17 protein-coding genes are annotated in these 17,485 nt (G+C 73.9%); 10 read left to right on the forward strand and 7 right to left on the reverse strand.

Annotation, left to right across the window (positions count from 1 at the left end; genetic code table 11):
* The first annotated feature begins 199 nt into the window (after nucleotides 1–199).
* The 4 genes from rpmF (at nucleotide 200) to rpsR (ending at nucleotide 2,167) form a co-directional block, all read left to right on the forward strand.
* Nucleotides 200–370: a 50S ribosomal protein L32 gene (gene rpmF, locus ACZ4EF_RS34980; RefSeq protein WP_467508206.1), complete on the forward strand. Its 171-nt coding sequence runs from the start codon at nucleotides 200–202 to the stop codon at nucleotides 368–370.
* 62 nt (nucleotides 371–432) lie between these two features.
* Nucleotides 433–687, forward strand: coding sequence for a type B 50S ribosomal protein L31 (locus ACZ4EF_RS34985; RefSeq protein WP_355335009.1), 255 nt, complete (start codon nucleotides 433–435; stop codon nucleotides 685–687).
* Nucleotides 684–1,844, forward strand: coding sequence for a CobW family GTP-binding protein (locus ACZ4EF_RS34990; protein WP_467508208.1), 1,161 nt, complete (start codon nucleotides 684–686; stop codon nucleotides 1,842–1,844). Before ACZ4EF_RS34985 ends, ACZ4EF_RS34990 begins: the two co-directional genes overlap by 4 nt.
* Nucleotides 1,845–1,903: 59 nt before the next feature.
* The gene (rpsR, locus tag ACZ4EF_RS34995; protein WP_391047842.1) at nucleotides 1,904–2,167 is read left to right on the forward strand and encodes a 30S ribosomal protein S18; all 264 of its coding nucleotides are present in this window, start codon (nucleotides 1,904–1,906) and stop codon (nucleotides 2,165–2,167) included.
* 104 nt (nucleotides 2,168–2,271) lie between these two features.
* On the opposite strand, the gene ACZ4EF_RS35000 is transcribed toward rpsR, so the two are convergent.
* On the reverse strand, nucleotides 2,272–3,738 hold the full coding sequence (locus tag ACZ4EF_RS35000) for an aspartate aminotransferase family protein (RefSeq protein ID WP_467349906.1): 1,467 nt from the start codon (nucleotides 3,736–3,738) through the stop codon (nucleotides 2,272–2,274).
* Between the two features lie 87 nt (nucleotides 3,739–3,825).
* On the opposite strand from ACZ4EF_RS35000, the gene ACZ4EF_RS35005 reads away from it, so the two are divergent.
* Together ACZ4EF_RS35005 and ACZ4EF_RS35010 are read left to right on the forward strand one after the other, a co-directional pair.
* Nucleotides 3,826–4,794, forward strand: coding sequence for a LysR family transcriptional regulator (locus tag ACZ4EF_RS35005; RefSeq protein ID WP_467349904.1), 969 nt, complete (start codon nucleotides 3,826–3,828; stop codon nucleotides 4,792–4,794).
* Nucleotides 4,795–4,866: 72 nt separating this feature from the next.
* Nucleotides 4,867–5,634: an enoyl-CoA hydratase family protein gene (locus ACZ4EF_RS35010; protein ID WP_467349902.1), complete on the forward strand. Its 768-nt coding sequence runs from the start codon at nucleotides 4,867–4,869 to the stop codon at nucleotides 5,632–5,634.
* A gap of 102 nt (nucleotides 5,635–5,736) precedes the next feature.
* Here the strand turns inward: ACZ4EF_RS35010 and ACZ4EF_RS35015 are convergent, their stop codons facing one another.
* Together ACZ4EF_RS35015 and ACZ4EF_RS35020 are read right to left on the reverse strand one after the other, a co-directional pair.
* Nucleotides 5,737–6,612: an HpcH/HpaI aldolase/citrate lyase family protein gene (locus ACZ4EF_RS35015; RefSeq protein WP_467349901.1), complete on the reverse strand. Its 876-nt coding sequence runs from the start codon at nucleotides 6,610–6,612 to the stop codon at nucleotides 5,737–5,739.
* Nucleotides 6,613–6,662: 50 nt separating this feature from the next.
* Nucleotides 6,663–7,523, reverse strand: coding sequence for an HTD2 family dehydratase (locus ACZ4EF_RS35020; RefSeq protein ID WP_467349899.1), 861 nt, complete (start codon nucleotides 7,521–7,523; stop codon nucleotides 6,663–6,665).
* 172 nt (nucleotides 7,524–7,695) lie between these two features.
* Here ACZ4EF_RS35020 and ACZ4EF_RS35025 point away from each other — a divergent pair, with 172 nt between their 5' ends.
* The 4 genes from ACZ4EF_RS35025 (at nucleotide 7,696) to ACZ4EF_RS35040 (ending at nucleotide 13,273) form a co-directional block, all read left to right on the forward strand.
* Nucleotides 7,696–8,337 carry a GntR family transcriptional regulator gene (locus ACZ4EF_RS35025; RefSeq protein WP_391047856.1) on the forward strand — a complete coding sequence of 214 codons (642 nt, stop codon included), beginning with the start codon at nucleotides 7,696–7,698 and terminating at the stop codon, nucleotides 8,335–8,337.
* 736 nt (nucleotides 8,338–9,073) lie between these two features.
* Complete coding sequence (locus ACZ4EF_RS35030) at nucleotides 9,074–11,233, forward strand: sensor histidine kinase (RefSeq protein WP_467508211.1); 2,160 nt, start codon at nucleotides 9,074–9,076, stop codon at nucleotides 11,231–11,233.
* Nucleotides 11,230–11,982, forward strand: a complete 753-nt coding sequence (locus ACZ4EF_RS35035) for a response regulator transcription factor (protein ID WP_391162682.1) — start codon at nucleotides 11,230–11,232, stop codon at nucleotides 11,980–11,982. Before ACZ4EF_RS35030 ends, ACZ4EF_RS35035 begins: the two co-directional genes overlap by 4 nt.
* Nucleotides 11,983–11,992: 10 nt before the next feature.
* The gene (locus tag ACZ4EF_RS35040) at nucleotides 11,993–13,273 is read left to right on the forward strand and encodes an alpha/beta hydrolase (RefSeq protein WP_467508214.1); all 1,281 of its coding nucleotides are present in this window, start codon (nucleotides 11,993–11,995) and stop codon (nucleotides 13,271–13,273) included.
* Nucleotides 13,274–13,433: 160 nt separating this feature from the next.
* Here ACZ4EF_RS35040 and ACZ4EF_RS35045 read toward each other — a convergent pair whose 3' ends face one another.
* The 4 genes from ACZ4EF_RS35045 to ACZ4EF_RS35060 form a co-directional block, all read right to left on the reverse strand.
* The gene (locus tag ACZ4EF_RS35045; RefSeq protein ID WP_355335039.1) at nucleotides 13,434–13,787 is read right to left on the reverse strand and encodes a PRC-barrel domain-containing protein; all 354 of its coding nucleotides are present in this window, start codon (nucleotides 13,785–13,787) and stop codon (nucleotides 13,434–13,436) included.
* 288 nt (nucleotides 13,788–14,075) lie between these two features.
* A complete protein-coding gene (locus ACZ4EF_RS35050) occupies nucleotides 14,076–14,432 on the reverse strand; it encodes a hypothetical protein (protein WP_355335042.1) in 357 nt (118 codons plus the stop codon).
* Between the two features lie 181 nt (nucleotides 14,433–14,613).
* The gene (locus tag ACZ4EF_RS35055; protein WP_467508216.1) at nucleotides 14,614–16,284 is read right to left on the reverse strand and encodes a (Fe-S)-binding protein; all 1,671 of its coding nucleotides are present in this window, start codon (nucleotides 16,282–16,284) and stop codon (nucleotides 14,614–14,616) included.
* Nucleotides 16,285–17,484 carry an FAD-binding oxidoreductase gene (locus tag ACZ4EF_RS35060; RefSeq protein WP_467508218.1) on the reverse strand — a complete coding sequence of 400 codons (1,200 nt, stop codon included), beginning with the start codon at nucleotides 17,482–17,484 and terminating at the stop codon, nucleotides 16,285–16,287.
* Nucleotide 17,485 lies beyond the last annotated feature (1 nt).

Genomic DNA, 17,485 nt, shown 5'->3' on the forward strand with positions numbered 1-17,485 from the left:
CCCCCCCCCCCCCCCCCCCCCCCCCCCCCCCCCCCCCCCCCCCCCCCCCCCCCCCCCCCCCCCCCCCCCCCCCCCCCCCCCCCCCCCCCCCACCGGCGTGTCCGGGATCGCGCCCGTCCACGCACCTCTAATTGAAAACGATATCCATCTCCATATAGTGTGGTGGCTCGCCCGTCCGCCCACCTCACGGAGGACCGTCATGGCCGTTCCCAAACGCAAGATGTCCCGCAGTAATACCCGGCACCGGCGCGCCCAATGGAAGGCCGCCGCACCGCGGTTGGTCACCGTCACCATCGACGGCGTCGCGTACGCGGTCCCCCGGCGGCTCGCCAGGGCCTACGAGCGCGGCCTGCTCGACCCCGCGCGCTGACCCGACACCGCGGCCGGAGAAACCGGACCCCGCAGCCGACGACTCACCACGAGGACACCTCCATGAAGCCCGACATCCATCCCCCGTACGGCCCGGTCGTCTTCCGCGACAAGGCCGCCGACTTCGCCTTCCTCACCCGCTCCACCGCCACCAGCGACACGACGGTGGTGTGGGAGGACGGCAGGACCTACCCCGTCATCGACGTGGAGATCTCCTCGCGGAGCCACCCCTTCTACACCGGCACCGCCCGCGTCCTGGACACCGCGGGCCGCGTCGAGCGCTTCGAGCGCCGGTACGCGCGGCGGGGTCCGCGATGACGCGGGGGTACGACCGGCTGCCGGTCGTCGTGGTGGCCGGTATGCACGGCGACGCGCGCCGCACGGTCGTCGGGCAGTTGCTGTCGATGGTCCCCGACAGCGTCGCCCTGCACCACGACCTGTCGCGGGCCGCGGAACGCGGTGTCGTGCGCCGTACGGTGCGCGACGCGGACGGCCTCGTGTCCGAGGGCGAGACACCGCTGGTCAGCGACTGCGCGTGCTGCGCTCTGCGCGAGGACCTGGTGCCGGAGCTGGAGCGGCTGGCCGCGAGCGGTCTGACGCGGCTCGCGGTGGTGGAGCTGTGGGACTCCGTCGAGCCGCAGGGGATGGCCGAGATCATCGCCGAACTGGGCTCCGGCTTCCTGGAGTTGGCCGGTGTCATGACGGCGGTCGACCCCGCTCTCGTCCTGCCCTGCCTGGCCAACGGCGACGACCTCGGCGACGTGGGCCTCGCGGTGGCGCCGCAGGACCGGCGCACCGTCGGCGACACCTGGGCCCGCCAGTTGGAGTACCCGCCGGTGCTGGTGGTCGTCCAGGACGAGGAGCCGACCGACGAGGAGCGCGCTCTGCTGCGTCAACTCCACCCGACAGCGCGGCAGGTGGCGGCGGACACCACCGAGCTGGCCAGGATGGCCTTCGCCGGTTTCGACGTCGCAGGCGCCGCCGCCGCGCAGCACCCCGCCTGCTCACGGCTGCCGCAGGACGCGGAGGAGGCCGGGGTCGGCACCCTGGTCTGGCGCAGGCGCCGCCCCTTCCACCCCGGCCGGCTGTACGCGGCACTGGAGGATCTGGCCTGCGCCGCCGCCCGCAGCCGTGGCCGCTTCTGGCTCGCGGACCGGCCCGACACGCTCCTGGCGTGGGACGCGGCCGGTGGCGCCCTGTGCGTGGAGAGCGTCGGCCCGTGGCTGGCGTCGCTGCCGGACGCGGCCTGGGAGCTGGAGTCCCCGGTCCGTACGGCCGCCGCGTCCCTCGACTGGGACCCGGAGCACGGCGACCGCTGCCAGCATCTGGTCTTCACCTCCCCCGGCCTCGACCGGTCGGGACTCGAAGACCTCCTGGACTCCTGCCTGTTGACGGATGCCGAGTACGCGGCGGGCCGCGCCGGATGGCGGACCCTCCCGGCCGCCTTCGACGAACTGCTCTCCCCGCTGTCCTGATCCGCCCTTTCCCCCGGCCGGAGCGGCCGGGACCCGAACCGACCGAGGAAGTGCCGCCCATGCCCCGCCGACCCGAGCCCCGCAAGGCCCCTACGCCCCGGCCCAACCCGCTGGACGCGGCGAAGATCGAGTACATCGACTACAAGGACACCGATCTGCTGCGCAGGTTCATCTCCGACCGGGGCAAGATCCGCAGCCGCCGCGTCACCCGGATCAGCGCGCGTCAGCAGCGCCAGATCACCAAGGCCGTCAAGAACGCCCGCGAGATGGCGCTGCTCCCCTACGCCTCGACTCCGCCGAAGGGGAGCGCTTCCCCGCGCTAGACCGCTGCACGAGCCGCTCGCGCGGCGGTCGTTCGGAGCGGGGGCGTGGTTCAGAGCATGGCGCTGGCCCAGAGCGAGACGGCGGCTCAGAGCGTGAGGGCGGCTCAGAGCGTGGCGGACGCGTCACCGATCGCCTGGTCGAGGACGGCCAGGCCCAGGGAGAGTTCGTCCTCGGTGGCGGTCAGGGGCGGGGCGATGCGGAAGACCCCGCCCATGCCGGGGAGTTGGACGATGTTCATGTGCAGGCCGAGTTCGAGGCAGCGGCGGGTGACGCGTGCGCCCAGCTCGTCGGAGCTCTGCTTCGTGTCGCGGTCGACGACGAGTTCGAGTCCGGTCAGCAGGCCACGGCCCCTGATGTCGCCGACCACAGCGTGGTGTTCGGCGATCTCCGCCAGGCCCTCGCGGAGGAACGCGCCGAGCGCGCGGGCGCGTTCGTCGAGCCTGTCGGCGATCAGGACGTCGAGGACGGTGTTGCCGACGGCCGCCACGAGCGGGTCGGCGGCGTGCGTGGTGAAGAACAGGAACCCGCGGTCGTACGCCTCCTGTTCGATCGCGGCGCTGGTCACGACGGCCGCCAACGGCAGTCCCGCGCCGAGCGTCTTGGACAGGGTGAGGATGTCGGGGACGATGCCGTCGCGCTCGAACGCGTACCAGGTCCCGGTGCGGCACAGACCGGTCTGGGCCTCGTCCAGGATCAACAGCATCCCGCGCTCACGGCACTTGTCGCGGAGGGCCGCGAAGTAGCCGGGCGGCGGCTCGATGACACCGCCCGAGCTGAGGATCGGCTCGACCAGGCACGCGGCCAGGCTGCCGGTGGACTGCGCGTCGATCAGGTCGAAGGCGAAGTCGAGTTGGCGGCGCCAGTCGAGCGCGCCGTCGGGCGTGGTGAAGTCGGGCCGGTACGCGTTCGGTACGGGGATGGCGAAGTTGCCGGGCGCGGCCGGCCCGTACCCCTTGCGGCCCGCGCTGTACGTGGCGGACGCCGCCGCCTGCGTCATGCCGTGCCAGGAGCGGGCGAAGGAGACGATCTCGTGCTTGCCGGTGACGAGTTTCGCCATCCGGATCGCGGCCTCGTTGGACTCGGCGCCGGTCGTCAGCAGCAGCACCTTGTCCAGGGGCGCGGGCAGGGTGTCGGACAGCCGCCGGGCGAGGTCGACGACCGGTCGGCTGAGCATGCCGCTGTAGAGGTGGTCGAGGTCCGCGATCTGCCGCCGGACGGTCGCGACGATCGCCGGGTGCGAGTGCCCGAGGATCGCGCTCATCTGGCCGGAGGTGAAGTCCAGGATCTTCCGGCCGTCGGCGGTGTACACGAAGCTTCCGGCGGCGCGTTCGATGATCTCGGGGGTGAACTCGGGTCCGTAGCGCACGAGATGCCGTTCGGCGTCGGCCCAGAAGCTCTCGGCGGACGGCGGGGCGGACGGGACGGTCGCGGTGCCGGTGATCACGCCGGGGGTCGTGCCCGCGGTCGTACCGGTGGAAGCGCCCGTGGAAACGCCCGTGGAGGTGCCGGTTGAGGTGCCGGTTGAGGTGCCGGTAGTGGACGTGGGGGTGCCAGTGCGGGAAGCAGCCATGTCCTCGACGGTAGGCGGCCCGCGAGCGACACGTCCATCGCACATTTCCGGCTGTCCTGTTCGGTAGATCCGCACAAGAATGGCCCCATGATGAATCCCTGGCGGCTGCGGCTGCTCACCCAGCTCGACACGCTCGGCACCATCCGGGCCGTGGCCCAGGCCGCCAGCCTGAGCCCGTCGAGCGTGTCGCAGCAGCTCGCCGTGCTGGAGACCGAGACCCGTACGCAGCTTCTGGAACGCACCGGGCGCCGGGTGCGGCTGACCTCGGCCGGGCTGATCCTCGCCCGGCGGGCGCGCGCCGTCCTCGACCACATGGACAGCGTCGAGGCGGAGCTGCACGGCTTCGGCGAGGAGCCGGCCGGACTCGTACGCCTGGGCGCGTTCCAGAGCGCGATCCACACCATGGCCGTGCCGGTCGTGACCCGACTGGCCCGTGAACACCCGCGCCTCGACATCGAGTTGCTGCAACTGGAGCCGCACGAGAGCATGCCGGCGCTGCGCAGCGGCGACGCGGACGTCATCATCACGACCACCGACTTCGACGAGCTGCCCCTGGGCCCCGACCTCGACCTCGTCCCGCTGGCCAGGGACCCGATCCTGCTGGTCGTACCGCCGGAGCACCCCGCGGCGGGACGCGGCGCCGCGGACCTCGCGGCGTACGCGGACGAGCCGTGGTCCTTGGACATGCCGCAGTCGTACATGGCCGGGCTGGCCCTGCGGCTGTGCCGCCAGGCCCAGTTCGAACCGCGCGTGGTCTGCCGCTTCAGCAACTACATGATGACCCTCCAGCACGTCGAGGCCGGGCTCTCCATCACCCTCCTCCCCGGCCTGACCGTGGCCCACAGCCGCTACCGCGTCGCCACCCGCGAGCTCGCCACCCCCGTCTCCCGTACCATCACCGCCGCGATCCGCCGCGGCTCCCCGCCCCGCGCGGCCGTCCACGTCGTCCTCGACGCCCTGCGCCAGATCACGGACCTCCCCCTGCCCCTCCCCGGCTCCGCGGCCGGGCCGCCGGGCGGGGCCCGCCCCGAGCCTCCCCGGCACCGCGACCGGTAGTTCCACCGGACACGCCCTAGCATCGTCCCCACCACAGGGACCGTCGACCGCCGCCAACCCGAGGTGTCCTCCATGACGCAGCTCGTCCGTCACGTCGTACGCGACCAGGTCGCGACGATCACTCTCGACTCGCCGCACAACCGCAACGCGCTCTCCTCCCGACTGGTCGCGGAGCTGACCGAGGCTCTGGAGTCCTCGGGCGCCGACGCCGATGTGCGCGCGGTCGTCCTCACCCACACCGGGCGTACGTTCTGCGCGGGCGCCGACCTGTCGGAGGCGGGTGGCGGCTCGATGACGGCGGCGACGCAGGCGATCGTCTCGCTGCTCGGCCTGATCGTGGAGCTGCCCAAGCCGGTGATCGCGCGGGTCACCGGGCACGTACGGGCCGGCGGGATGGGCATCGTCGGCGCGTGCGACATCGCGGTGGCCGACGAGGGCGCGTCCTTCGCCTTCACCGAGGCGCGGATCGGCGTCACGCCCGCGATCATCTCGCTGTGCACGCTGGACGTCATGGAACCGCGCGCGGGCGCGCACTACTACCTGACCGGCGAGACCTTCGACGCGGCGCGCGCCGCGCAGATCGGCCTGATCACATCGGCGGACCCGGCCGACGGGATCGACGCCGCCGTCGCCCGCTTCACCGCCGCCGTCCGCGAGACCTCACCGCAGGGGTCCGCCGAGACGAAGAAGCTGCTGACGGCGGACCGGCGGCGGCGGATCGCCGCGGACGCGAGCGACCTCACCGCCCTGTCGGCGCGGCTGTTCGCCAGCGAGGAGGCGCAGGAGGGCATCCGCGCGTTCATGGAGCGCCGCCCGCCCCGGTGGCGCGCCGCCGGGTGACTCCACGCGGTACGGCCACGGACCGCCTGGGCGTGGCCGGTGTCCCGGTGCCGACCTCCGCTTCCGCCGCCGACCACCGTGGACCGCCGCCACGCCGACACGTCACCGATCGGCGCGGGCGGCGATCGAGCGGGCGCGCAGGTGGACGGGGCGGTCGACCATGTGGCCGTCCACGAGCTTCACCTCGTCCTCCGTGGTGAGTTCGAGGACCCGCAGGGCCCAGGCCAGTTCGTCCGGGTCGGGGGCGAGGGCCTCGTGGACGGCGGGCACTTGGGCGGGGTGAATGCACAACTTGCCGGTGAAGCCGCTGTCGAGGGACGCACGGGCTTGCGCCAACACCGTTTCCCGGTCGCGGACTTCGGTGCAGACGCCGTCCACGGGAGCGGGCAGTCCCGCGGCGGCCGAGGCGGCGACCAGGGCGAATCTGGCGGGGACGAGCCGCGCGGTGTCGTCGGGCCGCAGCCCCAACTGGGCGCAGAGGTCCAGGTGTCCGAAGACCAGCCGGACGACGCCGGGCGCCGCCGCGATCAGCCGGGCGTCGAGGACGCCGACCGCCGTCTCGATCAGCGGCAGCACGGCGGAGCCGGGCGGCAGGGCGGCCAGGACCGCCGCGACCGTGGCCGCGTCCTCGGCTTTGGGAACGACGACCGCGACGGGCGCGCCCGCCGCGCCGAGCGCCGCCAGATCCGCCGAACCACGGTGCGTGCGGGGGTCGTTGACGCGGATCACCACGCCGGGCGCCCGGCCCAGCAGCGCCGTCGCGTTGGCCAGCGCGGCCTCCTTCGCGTCGGGCGGCACCGCGTCCTCCAGGTCGACCACGACCGCGTCCGCACCGCTGGCGAGCGCCCGGTCGAACCGTTCGGGCCGGTCGCCCGGCACGAAAAGGAAGGACCGGGCGCGGCCCAGCGCGTCCGCGACACCCGTACGGTCGCCTCCGCCGTACGGGCCCGCGCTCTCGTTGTCTTCGGAAGGTGCCATGGCTGATCCGCTCTCCTTCGATGGTGCCCGGCGGCGACGGCGCGGCCGGTTCAGTCGGCGGCGGGTGCGGCGTCCCGCGCGGTCATCCGTACGCAGCAACGCCCTTGTGACCATGCCTCGATGGACAGGGCGCCGTCCTCCCGCCCGGCCGAGCCGACGGTGACCTCCTGGCCGACGTAGGCGGTCGAGGTCAGCCGGTAGGTGAGGTGCGCCGGCGCGGCGCCGAGGCGGTACCGGGCGTGTTCGGCGCACCAGAGGGCGAGCAGCGGGCCGTGGACGACGAGGCCGGGGTGGTGCTCGACCTCGCGGACGTACGGGGCGTCGTAGTGGATGCGGTGCAGGTTGTAGGTGAGCGCGCTGTACGCGAACAGGTAGCGCTCGTCGGGGACATGGGTGGCCGACGGGGTGACCGGGGACACCGCGCCTCCGGTGGTGGCGGTGGGCGGTCCGATGTCGGCCGCGCGGCGGTAGACGATGTCGCGCCGCTCCCTGATCCGGTCCTCACCCGCGACCGACCACACGTGGTCCTCGGTGACCAGCAGCAGCACGCCGGAGCGACCCTCGCGCACCCGGACGTCGGCGACGCGGCTCATGCGGGCGACGCGGTCGCCGACCCGCAGCGGCGCGACGACCTCCACCGTGCCGCCGCCGAACATCCGCCGCCGGTCGGCCAGCGGCGGCAGCAGCGCCCCGCCCTCGGGGTGTCCGTCGGCGCCGATCCGCTCGATCCCGACGGTGTCGCGCAGCAGCACCTCGTGCCAGAGCGGCGGCAGTTCGGCGCCGTCCTCGGGGGCGGGTACGTCCAACAGCGCGGCGAGCTTGTCGGTGGTCCCCCGCTCCACCGCGCCGCTGACCTGCGCGGGCTCCGGTCGCCAGGTGGCGGCGATCTTCTCGAATTCGGCGGCGGTCAACGGCCTCTCCTGCCCACGACCGGGCCGCGCACCCGCACGCTCGACGCCATGGCCACCGACCTTTCATATACGATTTCTCCAGATCGTACATGATGTAGGGTGAACGCCGTCCCAGCAGGGGAAACCGGCGGAGAACCCGGCAGAGGATCAGCGGAGAGAGTGGGTGCGGCCGGTGACGGACGGGCGCCGGAGGTCCGACGACGTCGCCTCGTACGTACGCGATCTGATCGTCTCGGGCGGGGTCGCGCCGGGTGAGTTCCTGCGGCTCGAACCGCTCGCCCAGCGGCTGGGGCTGAGCGTCACGCCGGTACGCGAGGCGATGGGTCTGCTGCGCGGCGAGGGATTCGTGGAACTGGAGCCGAACCGCGGCTTCGTCGTGCTGCCGCTGTCCCGCTCGGACATCGAGGACATCTACCGGGTGCACGCGTTCGTCTCGGGTGAACTCGCCGCGCTCGCCAGCCGTCGCCTCACCGCGGAGGCGCTGGACGGGCTCGTGGCGCTCCAGGAAGAGCTCGTCGCGGCACACCGGGCGGGTGACGCCGCGCGGGTGGAACGGCTCAACCACTTCTTCCACCGCGAGATCAACCGCGCCGCGGGCTCCCCGCGCCTGCTGTGGTTCCTGCGGACCGCGTCGCGTTACGCGCCCCGGATGTTCTTCTCCGGCGTCGACGGCTGGGCGGAGGCGTCCGCGCACGACCACGAGGCGATCCTGACCGCACTGGCGGACCACGATCCGGACGCGGCCCGTACGGCGATGGCCGACCACGTCCGGCACGCGGGCGAACTGCTGGCCCGGCACCACGAGAGCCGCTGACGCGAGCCCGACTCCGGTGCGGGGAGCCGGTGTTGACCTCCTCCCCGCCGACAGAGCAGGGACGTCGGGCCGTGGCCTCGCGCACGTCGACCCGGTTGAGCGCGGCGGCCAGGTCGGGCGATCTCGATCCGGGCGACGGCGGCGCCGCGTCGGCGCGGGCCGTGGTCGTTCAGCAGCCGTCGAAGGATGCCGACCCGGCGGCGATCCGCTCCGCGCGGCCGGACCCCGAATTCAGCCGCGCGCCCTCGCCCGCGATCTTCCCGGTGGACCATTCGCCGAGGTGCCCCGGACACCGTCGAAGGTGTGGTTCATGCCGACGACCACGGCCGCGAGGGGTTGACCGCCAGCCGTTCGAGGGCCCGCCCGTCGAGTCCATCGGGGCGCGCCGCGTCGGACTCGACGCCCGGACACCGGCCATCAGACCGCTGACGATCGTGGCGGCCGTCGTCCGGGACACGCCCGCGTGGCGGGCCGACCCGGCGCGGTGCGGCGGCCCGCGGGCGAGCAGCAGGGCCGGGATCCGCTCCTGGTTCGTCTGCCGCAGGGCCCGCGGCGAGCCACCGCTCTTCTGACGCGTGGCAGGGAGATCACCCGCACAGGCACTCTTCCTGCCGGAGGGCACGCCCCTCGCTTCGACCGCCCAGCCGCACCCGAAGACGGCGGCATCTGCGACCGCTGCGGCGCCAAGCACCTGACCCTCCGCTCTGGGCGTCGCCCGGCCGGTAATCTCCGGGCCATGGGAGAGCATCGCGAGCGCTCGGCGCGTCTGGTGCCGGGGATCCTGGCTGTCCTTCAAGCGCTCTGGTGGGCTGTGGCCGCGCTGGGGCGGGACGCGTCGCCCGGTCCGGCCCGTACGGCGCTGGCCGCGGTCGCCGCCGTGGTGGGCGCGGATGTCTCGCGGGTCCTGGCCTGGGCGCCGGTGACCGTGGCGGCAATGCTCGTCGCGCTGTACTCACTGGCCCTGCGCCGTACCGCGGGCGCGTCGGCGCTCGGGGCACTCCTCGCCGCCCTGACCGTCGGCTGCCTCGTGCTGTGGCACGGCGCGCAGCCGCGGATCGTGGCGGCAGGCGCCCTGCTGGCCTGTGCGGGCGCGGCGGCCGTATGGGTACGGGGCCGGTCCCGCCGATGGCGCCGGGCTCTCGGTTCCGCGCGGGAGGAGTACGCCCGGCGGGCGCCCGACCTGCTCCGGCACACCGCGCGCGGTGAACGCCGGGGTTTCGCGGCCGAGTTGCACGACGTGGTGGCGCACCGGCTGACGGGTGTCACGGTGTCGGCCGCCGCCGCCCTGCGGCTCGGACATGAGGACCTGATGGCGGAGGCCACCCGGCACGCGGGCCACGAGGGGCGGCTGGCGCTCCTCGAACTCGACGCGCTGGCCGACGCGCTCGCGGTGCCCCGCCGCCTGGAGGAGGTCGACGCCCTGGTGGCGGCCTTCCCCGGCGTCCGCTACACCCGCACGGTCGCCGCCCTGGAGCCCGCGGTGGAGCCCGCCACGGCCTCGCTGGCCTTCCGCGTCGTCCGTGAGGCGCTGACGAACACCGTCCGGTACGCGGCCGGAGCGACGGTGGAGGTGCGGCTGGCCGTCGAACGCGGCGACCTCGTCGTCCATGTGCGGGACAGCGGCGGCGCGCTCGCGGTCGCCGACCTCGGCAGCGGCAGCGGCCTGACCGCGCTGGCCGAGGCGGTCGCGGCCGACGGCGGGCGGCTGACGGCGGGCCCGGTGGGCACGGGGTGGCGGGTCAGCGCGCGGCTGCCGCTGGCGGCCGGGCCGACCGCCGTACGAGAAAGCGCCCGTTTCAGGTCCGGTCGGCGCGGCCCCGCGGCACTGGACGCGGCCCTCGCCCTGCTCGCCCTGGCGGTTCCGCTGGGCGCCGGTCTGCTGCCCGGCGGTGGCCCCGACGTCTTCCCCGGCGGCGCCGGGGCCACCGGCCACATCGCGCTCCTCGCCCTGCTCGTCCTGCACGCGCTGCCGCTCGCCCGGCGGCGTACGGCTCCGCGAAGCGGCCTGCTGGCGGCCTCGGCCGTGGTGCTGCTGTGGCTCGGTTGCGACCGGCTGGGCGTCACCGCGCCGCACACCACGGACTTGCTGCTGTGGTGCTGGTGGGGCGATCTGGTGCTGCTGTACTCGGTCGCGGCCCGCGCGCCGACCGCCCCGGGCGCGCGGCGGACCTGGCCCGCGGTGCTCGGCGTCGCCGCGGTGGCGGGGCTGGCCATGGTCAGCGAGGACGTGCGGCGGGTCGCGCTGGGCTGGGCGGTGTTCGGCGCGCTGGCAGCGGTGCCCGCGGCGGCCGTCTGGGCGTGCGGGGTCCGGTCCTGCGGGCGCCGCCGCACCGGAGCCGACAGCGAGAGCGCCCGGCGAGCGGCGCTGAACCGGGCGGCGGCCGAGGCGGCGCGGGCCGAACGGCTGCGGCTGTCCGCCGAACTGCGCGCCACGGCGCGCCGCCCGGTGGCGGCCATGGTCGCCGCGGCCGACGCCGCCGACCTGCCGCAGGTGCTGGCCGAGGCGCGCGGCGGCCTGCGGGCGCTGCGTGAGCTGCTGACCGAGGTCCGCGAACCGCTCGACGCCGACGACGACGTACCGCCGCCCACGGTGGCGGGCATCGCCGCCCTGGCCGCCAGGCACCGCGCGACGGCCCGGCTGACCGGGCGCGTGCGGTCGCTTCCGGCCGCGATGGAGGTCGCCGCCTACCGGTCGGCGGAGGCGCTGATGTCCGACGAGGCGCGGGTCACCGTGCACTACGCGGCCGACGGGGTCGAGGTCGTCGTCCATCGCCGACCCCCGGCCGGACCGTCGCTGCGGCGGCTGCACGCGATGGCCGACGCCGTCGGCGGTACGCTCGCGACGACCGGCGACGGCACGGTCCGCGTATGGCTTCCCGAGGTGGTGCCGGCATGATCCGGGTGACGGTCGCGGACGACCAGGCCGTGGTGCGGGCCGGTATCGCCGCGGTGCTCGACGCCGAGGCCGATCTGAGCGTCGTGGGCCAGTGCGCCGACGGGGAGGCCGCCGTGGCCCTCGCCGCCGAACTGCGCCCCGACGTGGCGGTGGTGGACATCCGCATGCCGAGGCTCGACGGCATCGCCGCCGCCGCGCGCATCACCGCCGACGTGCCGCAGACCCGCGTCCTGGTGCTGACGACCTTCGGCCTGGACGAGTACGTGTTCGCCGCGCTGCGGGCCGGGGCCGCGGGGTTCCTGCTCAAGGACGCCGAACCCGAGCGCGTCATCGACGCGGTGCGGGTCGTCGCCGCGGGGGACGCCCTGCTGGACCCCGGCATCACCCGCCGTCTGATCGACCGTTTCACGTCCGCGCCGGGTCCCGACGACGCGGCGCCGCTGGCCGCGCTCACGCCCCGGGAGACCGAGGTGCTCGTCCAGGTGGCGCGCGGCGGGACGAACGCGGAGATCGCCGAGGCGCTCGGCATCAGCGCGGCCACCGTCAAGGACCATGTCGCCGTCGTCCTGGGCAAGTTGGGCGTACGCGACCGCGTCCACGCCACCATCGCCGCGTACGAGTCGGGGCTGATCCGGCCGGGCGTACGCCGACCCCGCCGGACGGCGGGGTCGGTCCCCGCCGTCCGGCCGTCGCGCCCCCCTGTCGATCCGGCCCCTGAGCAGGAGGAACGCGGCCAGGGGCGCTCATAGCGTTTCCGACATGGCACAGACACTCCTACGCCGCACCGCTGGCGTCCTGCTCCTTCTGGTGGCCGCGGTTCTCGGGCTCGCCGCGGCCGTGGCCGGTTTCATCGGCGCGGGCGCGGCCACCGCTTCCGTCCCGCTCCTGGTGGCGGCGGCCCTCGCCGTCCTGTTCGGCGTCACCTTCCTCGTGGCGTGGCCCGGCTTCGTGCTGTTCGGCGTCGCCCGTCGGCGCCGGGCCGCGGCGATCTCCGCCACCGTGCTCGCCGTGGTGGCCGCGGCGCTGTCGGGGGCGACCGTCCTGCGGCCGATGCCGCGGCCCGCGGACGGGAAAGTGCCGCCGGACGTGCGTTTCTGGGCGCTGCCGACCGGCTCCCGGATCGCGTACCGCGAGGCGGCGGCCACAGGCACGGCCAGGCCCGCACCGGTGATCTTCCTGCACGGCGGTCCGGGCACCGCCAATGACGACATCTCGCAGGCGGGCCGCGCGCTGTCCGCCGACGGCTTCGACGTCTACGCGTACGACCAGGTCGGCTCGGGACGCTCCAGCAGGCTGCGCGACGTGACGCAGTACACCGTCGCCCGGCAGGTGGCGGATCTGGACGCCATCCGCCGGACGATAGGCGCGGAGAAGATCATCCTGGTCGGCCAGTCCTGGGGCGGCTCGCTCGCCGCCCACTACATGGCCGCGCATCCCGACCGGGTGGCCAAGGCCGTCCTCAGCTCGCCGGGCGTGCTCTGGTACGGGGCCTTCCCCGACGGCGAGACCGGTGAGCTGTGGGACCGGCTGACGCCGGAGGCCAGGAAGCGGGTCGACGAGCTGACCAACACTCCCCGGATGATCGCCATGGCCCTGCTCCAGTCGGTCAACCCCGACGCGGCGCACCACCTGGTCGGCGACCGGGAGGCCGACCAGCGCTTCCGGGAGATCCTCACCACGTCACTGCCCGCCGCCCAGTGCCCCGGCCGGCCCCCGGCGCGGCTCCCGGACAACCGCACGGGCTTCTACGTCAACCAGTTCACCATCGACGACGCCAAGCACCTGCCGGACCCGCGTCCCCGGCTGCGCACGGCGCGCATACCGACGCTCATCATGCGCGGCGAGTGCGACTACAAGAAGTGGGAGGTCACCTACGACTACAAGCGCACACTTCCCGACGCGACCCTGGTCTACGTGCCCGGCGCCGGGCACGCCATCGCGATCGACAGGCCCGCGGTCTACGAGTCGGCGCTCGTGGCCTTCCTGCTGGACCGGCCGCTTCCGTTGCGGCCGTACACCGGGACGGCTCCGCCGTCGTGAGGCACCCGTGAGATGCCCGTGACATGCCGGCGTGAGATGCCCGTGCGGTGACAAACCCCCCGGGGGGCATTTCCCGCTCCCACGGAATTCACGCGCCCACGGGAAAAGGCCGCCCCGGCGAGTGCCGGGGCGGCCCCAAATTTCCCTGCCGCTCGCTGTGTCAGCGGTTACGGTGGCTGCCGTAGTACTCGCCCACCTGCTGGTGGTATCCGGCGTCGCCGACGTGCTTGTCCTTGTCGAACTCAGGGGAGTTCTTGATCTGCTCCTTGGTCAGCTCGACGAAGATCTTCTGGTCCGCCGCGTCGATCGACCTCACGGTGCCGGCCGGGAGCAGTACGTGCTTGCCGAAAATCCACACACCCGTGTCGACCACCAGATATGCGGAGTCGACGTCATCGGAGTGCTTGTCGACCTTTCCGATGTGGCCGTCGGTCGCCTCGACCTTGTATCCGATCAAGTCGGTTCCCGCCGTGTGGCCGGAGGTCTGCTCGTAGCCCCAGATATTGTCACTCATGTCGCGGCTCCTTTATCGCAATTTCCGTCCCGATTCGCGGTAGTGACGTTGTGTCATCCGATAGTCAGTGACGCTTACTCACACCGTCGCGTGCCCGCCCGTCCCGCACGCACACCTCATATGCCGAAGATTATTGCCGTGCGGCAAATATTCGTCTGAGCAGCGGAAACGGCGCGGTGCTCCGGCCGGACGCCTGGCGTCGAGGTGTGATCGGGGTCACGACAAAAGCCCGCCGGGCCGGAGAATCGCTCTCCGCCAGCGGGCTTCGCGCGGCCCTCGGGCCCTCGGTCAGAGGCGCAGCAGGCGCTCGGTGAGTTCACGGTAGTCGCGCAGCAGGCCCACGGCGCCGTCCGGGACGCCGTCTGCGTCCTGCCAGCGGGCGCGCAGGACGCGCAGCCGCTCGGCCAGCACCTCGGCGAGGTGGCCGCTGGCCGCGTCGAGGGCTTGGTCGGCCTCGTCCAGCGCCTGGCGCGGACTCTCGCCGAAGGAGCCCGCGGCCCGCTGGAGGAGCGCGGCGGAGTCGTCGCGCTCCTTCTGCGGCAGCAGCGGCTCGGGCCGGGACTCGCGCTTGGCCCACCGTTCGGTGAACGCCGGATTCTCCGCCCCGGTCGCGGGCTGCCGTGCGCGTTCGGCGTCATACATCATGTGAAGTGCCACTTCTCTCTGCCGTGCGGGGTCGTGATCCGGGCCGTGGTGTCGTGCCGACGCCCACCCGAACACCATGAGATCGGTGGAAGCTGAAGGCTGTGGCGTGCCGAAGGCGCGCCGCGTACCGCCCTACGCCGTACTGGCCAGTGAACTCCGGGCGTCACCGCATGTCAACGCGTCATCGGCCGACCGGGGCGCGCCCGGGCGGTTCCGCCTCACGAGAGCTCCGCCGCGTGGCGCGGGTCCCGGGGGTGGCGTAGGAGATGACGGTGCCGGGTCCTTCGAGTGCCCGGGCCAGGAGCCGGTCGACGGGGACACCCCGGATCGAGGCGTCGAGCACCTGCACGGTGTGGGCGACGGGCAGCCGCTCGCCCATGCGGGCCAACGTGGTGGCGACCTGCATCCAGCAGCCGGGGTTCGCGGTGACCATGATGTCCGCGCCGGTCGCCAGGACCGCCTTGGCCTTGCGTTCGCCGAGTTCGCGTGCGGGCTCCGCGTGCAGCAGGTTGTACGTGCCCGCGCTGCCGCAGCAGATCTCGGCCTCCGCCAACTCCCTTGTCTCCAGGCCGGGAACGGCCCGCAGCAGTCGGCGCGGCTGGTCGCGTACGGCCTGCGCGTGCGCCAGGTGGCAGGCGTCCTGGTAGGCGACGGTCATGGGGAGCGGGTGCCTGGGGGCCACCGGGCCCAATTCGTCGAGGAGTTCGGTGATGTCCATGACCTTGGCGGCCAGCGTCTCCGCGCGCCGCGCCCAGTCGGGCTCGTCGCGCAACTGGTGGCCGTACTCCTTGAGGTTGGACCCGCAGCCCGCGGCGTTCACCACGACGGTCTCCACCCCGGCCGCCTCGAACGTCTCGATGACGGACTTGGCGAAGCCCTCCGCCTCGGGGGCCCGGCCCGCGTGCGCGGACAGCGCGCCGCAGCAGCTCTGACGTCGCGGTACGACCACGTCGCAGCCCTCGGCGGCCAGGACGCGTACGGTCGCGGCGTTCACGTCGGGGAAGAAGGTCCCCTGGACGCAGCCGGTGAGCAGGCCGACGGTACGGCGGCGGGCGCCGGCGGCGGGGGTGTGTTCCGGCAGCTTGTCGACGTGGCCGAGCCTGGGGGCCAGCGACTCCATGGCCTGGAGGGGGCGCGGCAGCCGTCGCAGCACTCCGACGCGGGCGAGCAGCCGCCCGAGACCGCTCGCCTGGTAGACGCGCAGCGGTCCGCGCAGGGCGCGCAGACGGCGGGGGTAGGGGAACAGGCCGTAGATCAGGGCGCGCAACAGCCTTTCGGCGCGCGGCCGTTGGACCCGGCGTTCGAGCTGGGCGCGGGTGCTCTCAATGAGCTTGTCGTACTGCACGCCGGACGGGCAGGCCGTCACGCACGCCATGCAGCCCAGGCACTGGTCGAGGTGACGCACGCTGCCGGCGTCGAAAGCGTCGCCTTCGAGTCCGGCCTTCATGATGTCGATGCGTCCGCGCGGGCTGTCCATCTCCTCGCCCCACAGCACATACGTCGGGCAGGTGGGCAGGCAGAAGCCGCAGTGCACGCAGTCCCCGACGAGCGCCGCGTCCGGCGGGTGGTGGGCGTCGAAGGCGCTGCCCGGCGGCGGCGCGCTGCCCGGCATGCCGAGGGCGACGGTGGCGGCGCCCGCGCTGGGCGCGACGGACACACCGAGTACGGGCGGCACCGGGACCGGGGGCTCCCCCGAACCCCGTGGCGGGAGCGACCCGTTGGAGGAGCCCGCTGAACCCCCGTCCGGGAGCGACCCGTTGGAGGAGCCCTTGAAAGCGTCCTTGGAGGCGTCCTGGGACGTGTCCGCCGAATTCCCGTGCGGAAGGGGCCCGTTGGGGGTGTCCGCGGCCATCTAGAGTCCTCCGAGCAGTCGGCCGGGCGACAGGCGCCGCTCCGGGTCGAAGCGGTCCTTGACCCGCGTCATCAGGTCGAACGAGTCGGCGACCGGCCCCCAGTGGTCGAGCGCGTCGCGCGCGTCGTCGGCGGCGATCACCACCGCGGAGCCGTCGTACGGGGCGATCGACGCCCGCAGCGCCGCGAGGTCGGTGTCGGTGGGCACCGCCATGTACGCCACTCCCGTGCAGGCCGACGCGGTGCCCGAAGCGCCGTCCGGGAGGGCGTCGAGCACGCGGGGCAGCGCGAAGGGTTCGTGGGCAAGCCTCAGGACGAGGCCGCCGGTCGGCCGCGCTCCGAACCAGTCGGGGACCTCGTCCGCGTGCGCCCCCGCCCCCAGCAACGCGATCGCGGCACGCGACTGGGCGCGTACGGAAGCGGCGCTGCTCTCGAAGAGCACGGTCAACTCCCCCGCCCGCGAAGACCAGTTGAGTTCGACGGCGGTGGGGGTGAGCGTGGAGCGGGCGAGCAGCGCGGCGTACCTGCCCGCTTCTGCGCTGTCCTGCACGGGCACGGTGACCGCGCCGGTGACCGGCGGCAGCGGGTGGAGGCGCCAGGTCGTGGAGACCAGGACGCCGAGGCCGCCGTGCGCTCCGGTGTAGAGCTTACCGAGGTCGTATCCGGCCACGTTCTTGACGACCTTGCCGCCCGATCGCGCGAGCGTGCCGTCGGCCAGGGCGACGGTGACGCCGATGAGCAGGTCGCGGGCGGTGCCGTAGCGCAGTCGGCGCGGCCCCGAGGCATTGGCGCTGACGATCCCGCCGAGCGTGGCGCCCGCTTCCGGCGGGTCGAGGGCGAGCATCTGGCCGTGTTCCGCGAGCTGTCGTTGCAGGTCGGCCAGTGGCACCCCGGCCTCGGCGACGACCACGAGGTCGCCGGGCGCGTACTCCACGACCCGGCCCAGTCCCCTGGTGCGCAGCAGCAGGTCGCAGGAGGTGGCAGGGGCGGCCCAGCCGGTCTTCGTGCCGCCGCCGACCGGGACGACGGTGCCGGTGGTGCTCCGCAGGATCTCGGCGACCTCGGCGGCGGTCGCGGGTTCGACGGTCTCCGCTGCGGTCGGGGGTTCGGCGACCTCGGCGGCGGCCACGGGTTCGACGGTCTCGGACCGTACGGCCCCCGCCTGCGCGGTGTCCGGACGCGCGCGGTGCGGTGCGGTCATC

The organism is Streptomyces sp. NPDC025721, from assembly GCF_055558595.1.

Coding starts and splice junctions, on each gene's coding strand:
- rpmF (WP_467508206.1), top strand. CDS start 200: ATGGCCGTTCCCAAACGCAAGATGTCCCGCAGTAATACCCGGCACCGG.
- ACZ4EF_RS34985 (WP_355335009.1), top strand. CDS start 433: ATGAAGCCCGACATCCATCCCCCGTACGGCCCGGTCGTCTTCCGCGAC.
- ACZ4EF_RS34990 (WP_467508208.1), top strand. CDS start 684: ATGACGCGGGGGTACGACCGGCTGCCGGTCGTCGTGGTGGCCGGTATG.
- rpsR (WP_391047842.1), top strand. CDS start 1,904: ATGCCCCGCCGACCCGAGCCCCGCAAGGCCCCTACGCCCCGGCCCAAC.
- ACZ4EF_RS35000 (WP_467349906.1), bottom strand. CDS start 3,738: ATGGCTGCTTCCCGCACTGGCACCCCCACGTCCACTACCGGCACCTCA.
- ACZ4EF_RS35005 (WP_467349904.1), top strand. CDS start 3,826: ATGATGAATCCCTGGCGGCTGCGGCTGCTCACCCAGCTCGACACGCTC.
- ACZ4EF_RS35010 (WP_467349902.1), top strand. CDS start 4,867: ATGACGCAGCTCGTCCGTCACGTCGTACGCGACCAGGTCGCGACGATC.
- ACZ4EF_RS35015 (WP_467349901.1), bottom strand. CDS start 6,612: ATGGCACCTTCCGAAGACAACGAGAGCGCGGGCCCGTACGGCGGAGGC.
- ACZ4EF_RS35030 (WP_467508211.1), top strand. CDS start 9,074: ATGGGAGAGCATCGCGAGCGCTCGGCGCGTCTGGTGCCGGGGATCCTG.
- ACZ4EF_RS35035 (WP_391162682.1), top strand. CDS start 11,230: ATGATCCGGGTGACGGTCGCGGACGACCAGGCCGTGGTGCGGGCCGGT.
- ACZ4EF_RS35040 (WP_467508214.1), top strand. CDS start 11,993: ATGGCACAGACACTCCTACGCCGCACCGCTGGCGTCCTGCTCCTTCTG.
- ACZ4EF_RS35045 (WP_355335039.1), bottom strand. CDS start 13,787: ATGAGTGACAATATCTGGGGCTACGAGCAGACCTCCGGCCACACGGCG.
- ACZ4EF_RS35050 (WP_355335042.1), bottom strand. CDS start 14,432: ATGATGTATGACGCCGAACGCGCACGGCAGCCCGCGACCGGGGCGGAG.
- ACZ4EF_RS35055 (WP_467508216.1), bottom strand. CDS start 16,284: ATGGCCGCGGACACCCCCAACGGGCCCCTTCCGCACGGGAATTCGGCG.
- ACZ4EF_RS35060 (WP_467508218.1), bottom strand. CDS start 17,484: ATGACCGCACCGCACCGCGCGCGTCCGGACACCGCGCAGGCGGGGGCC.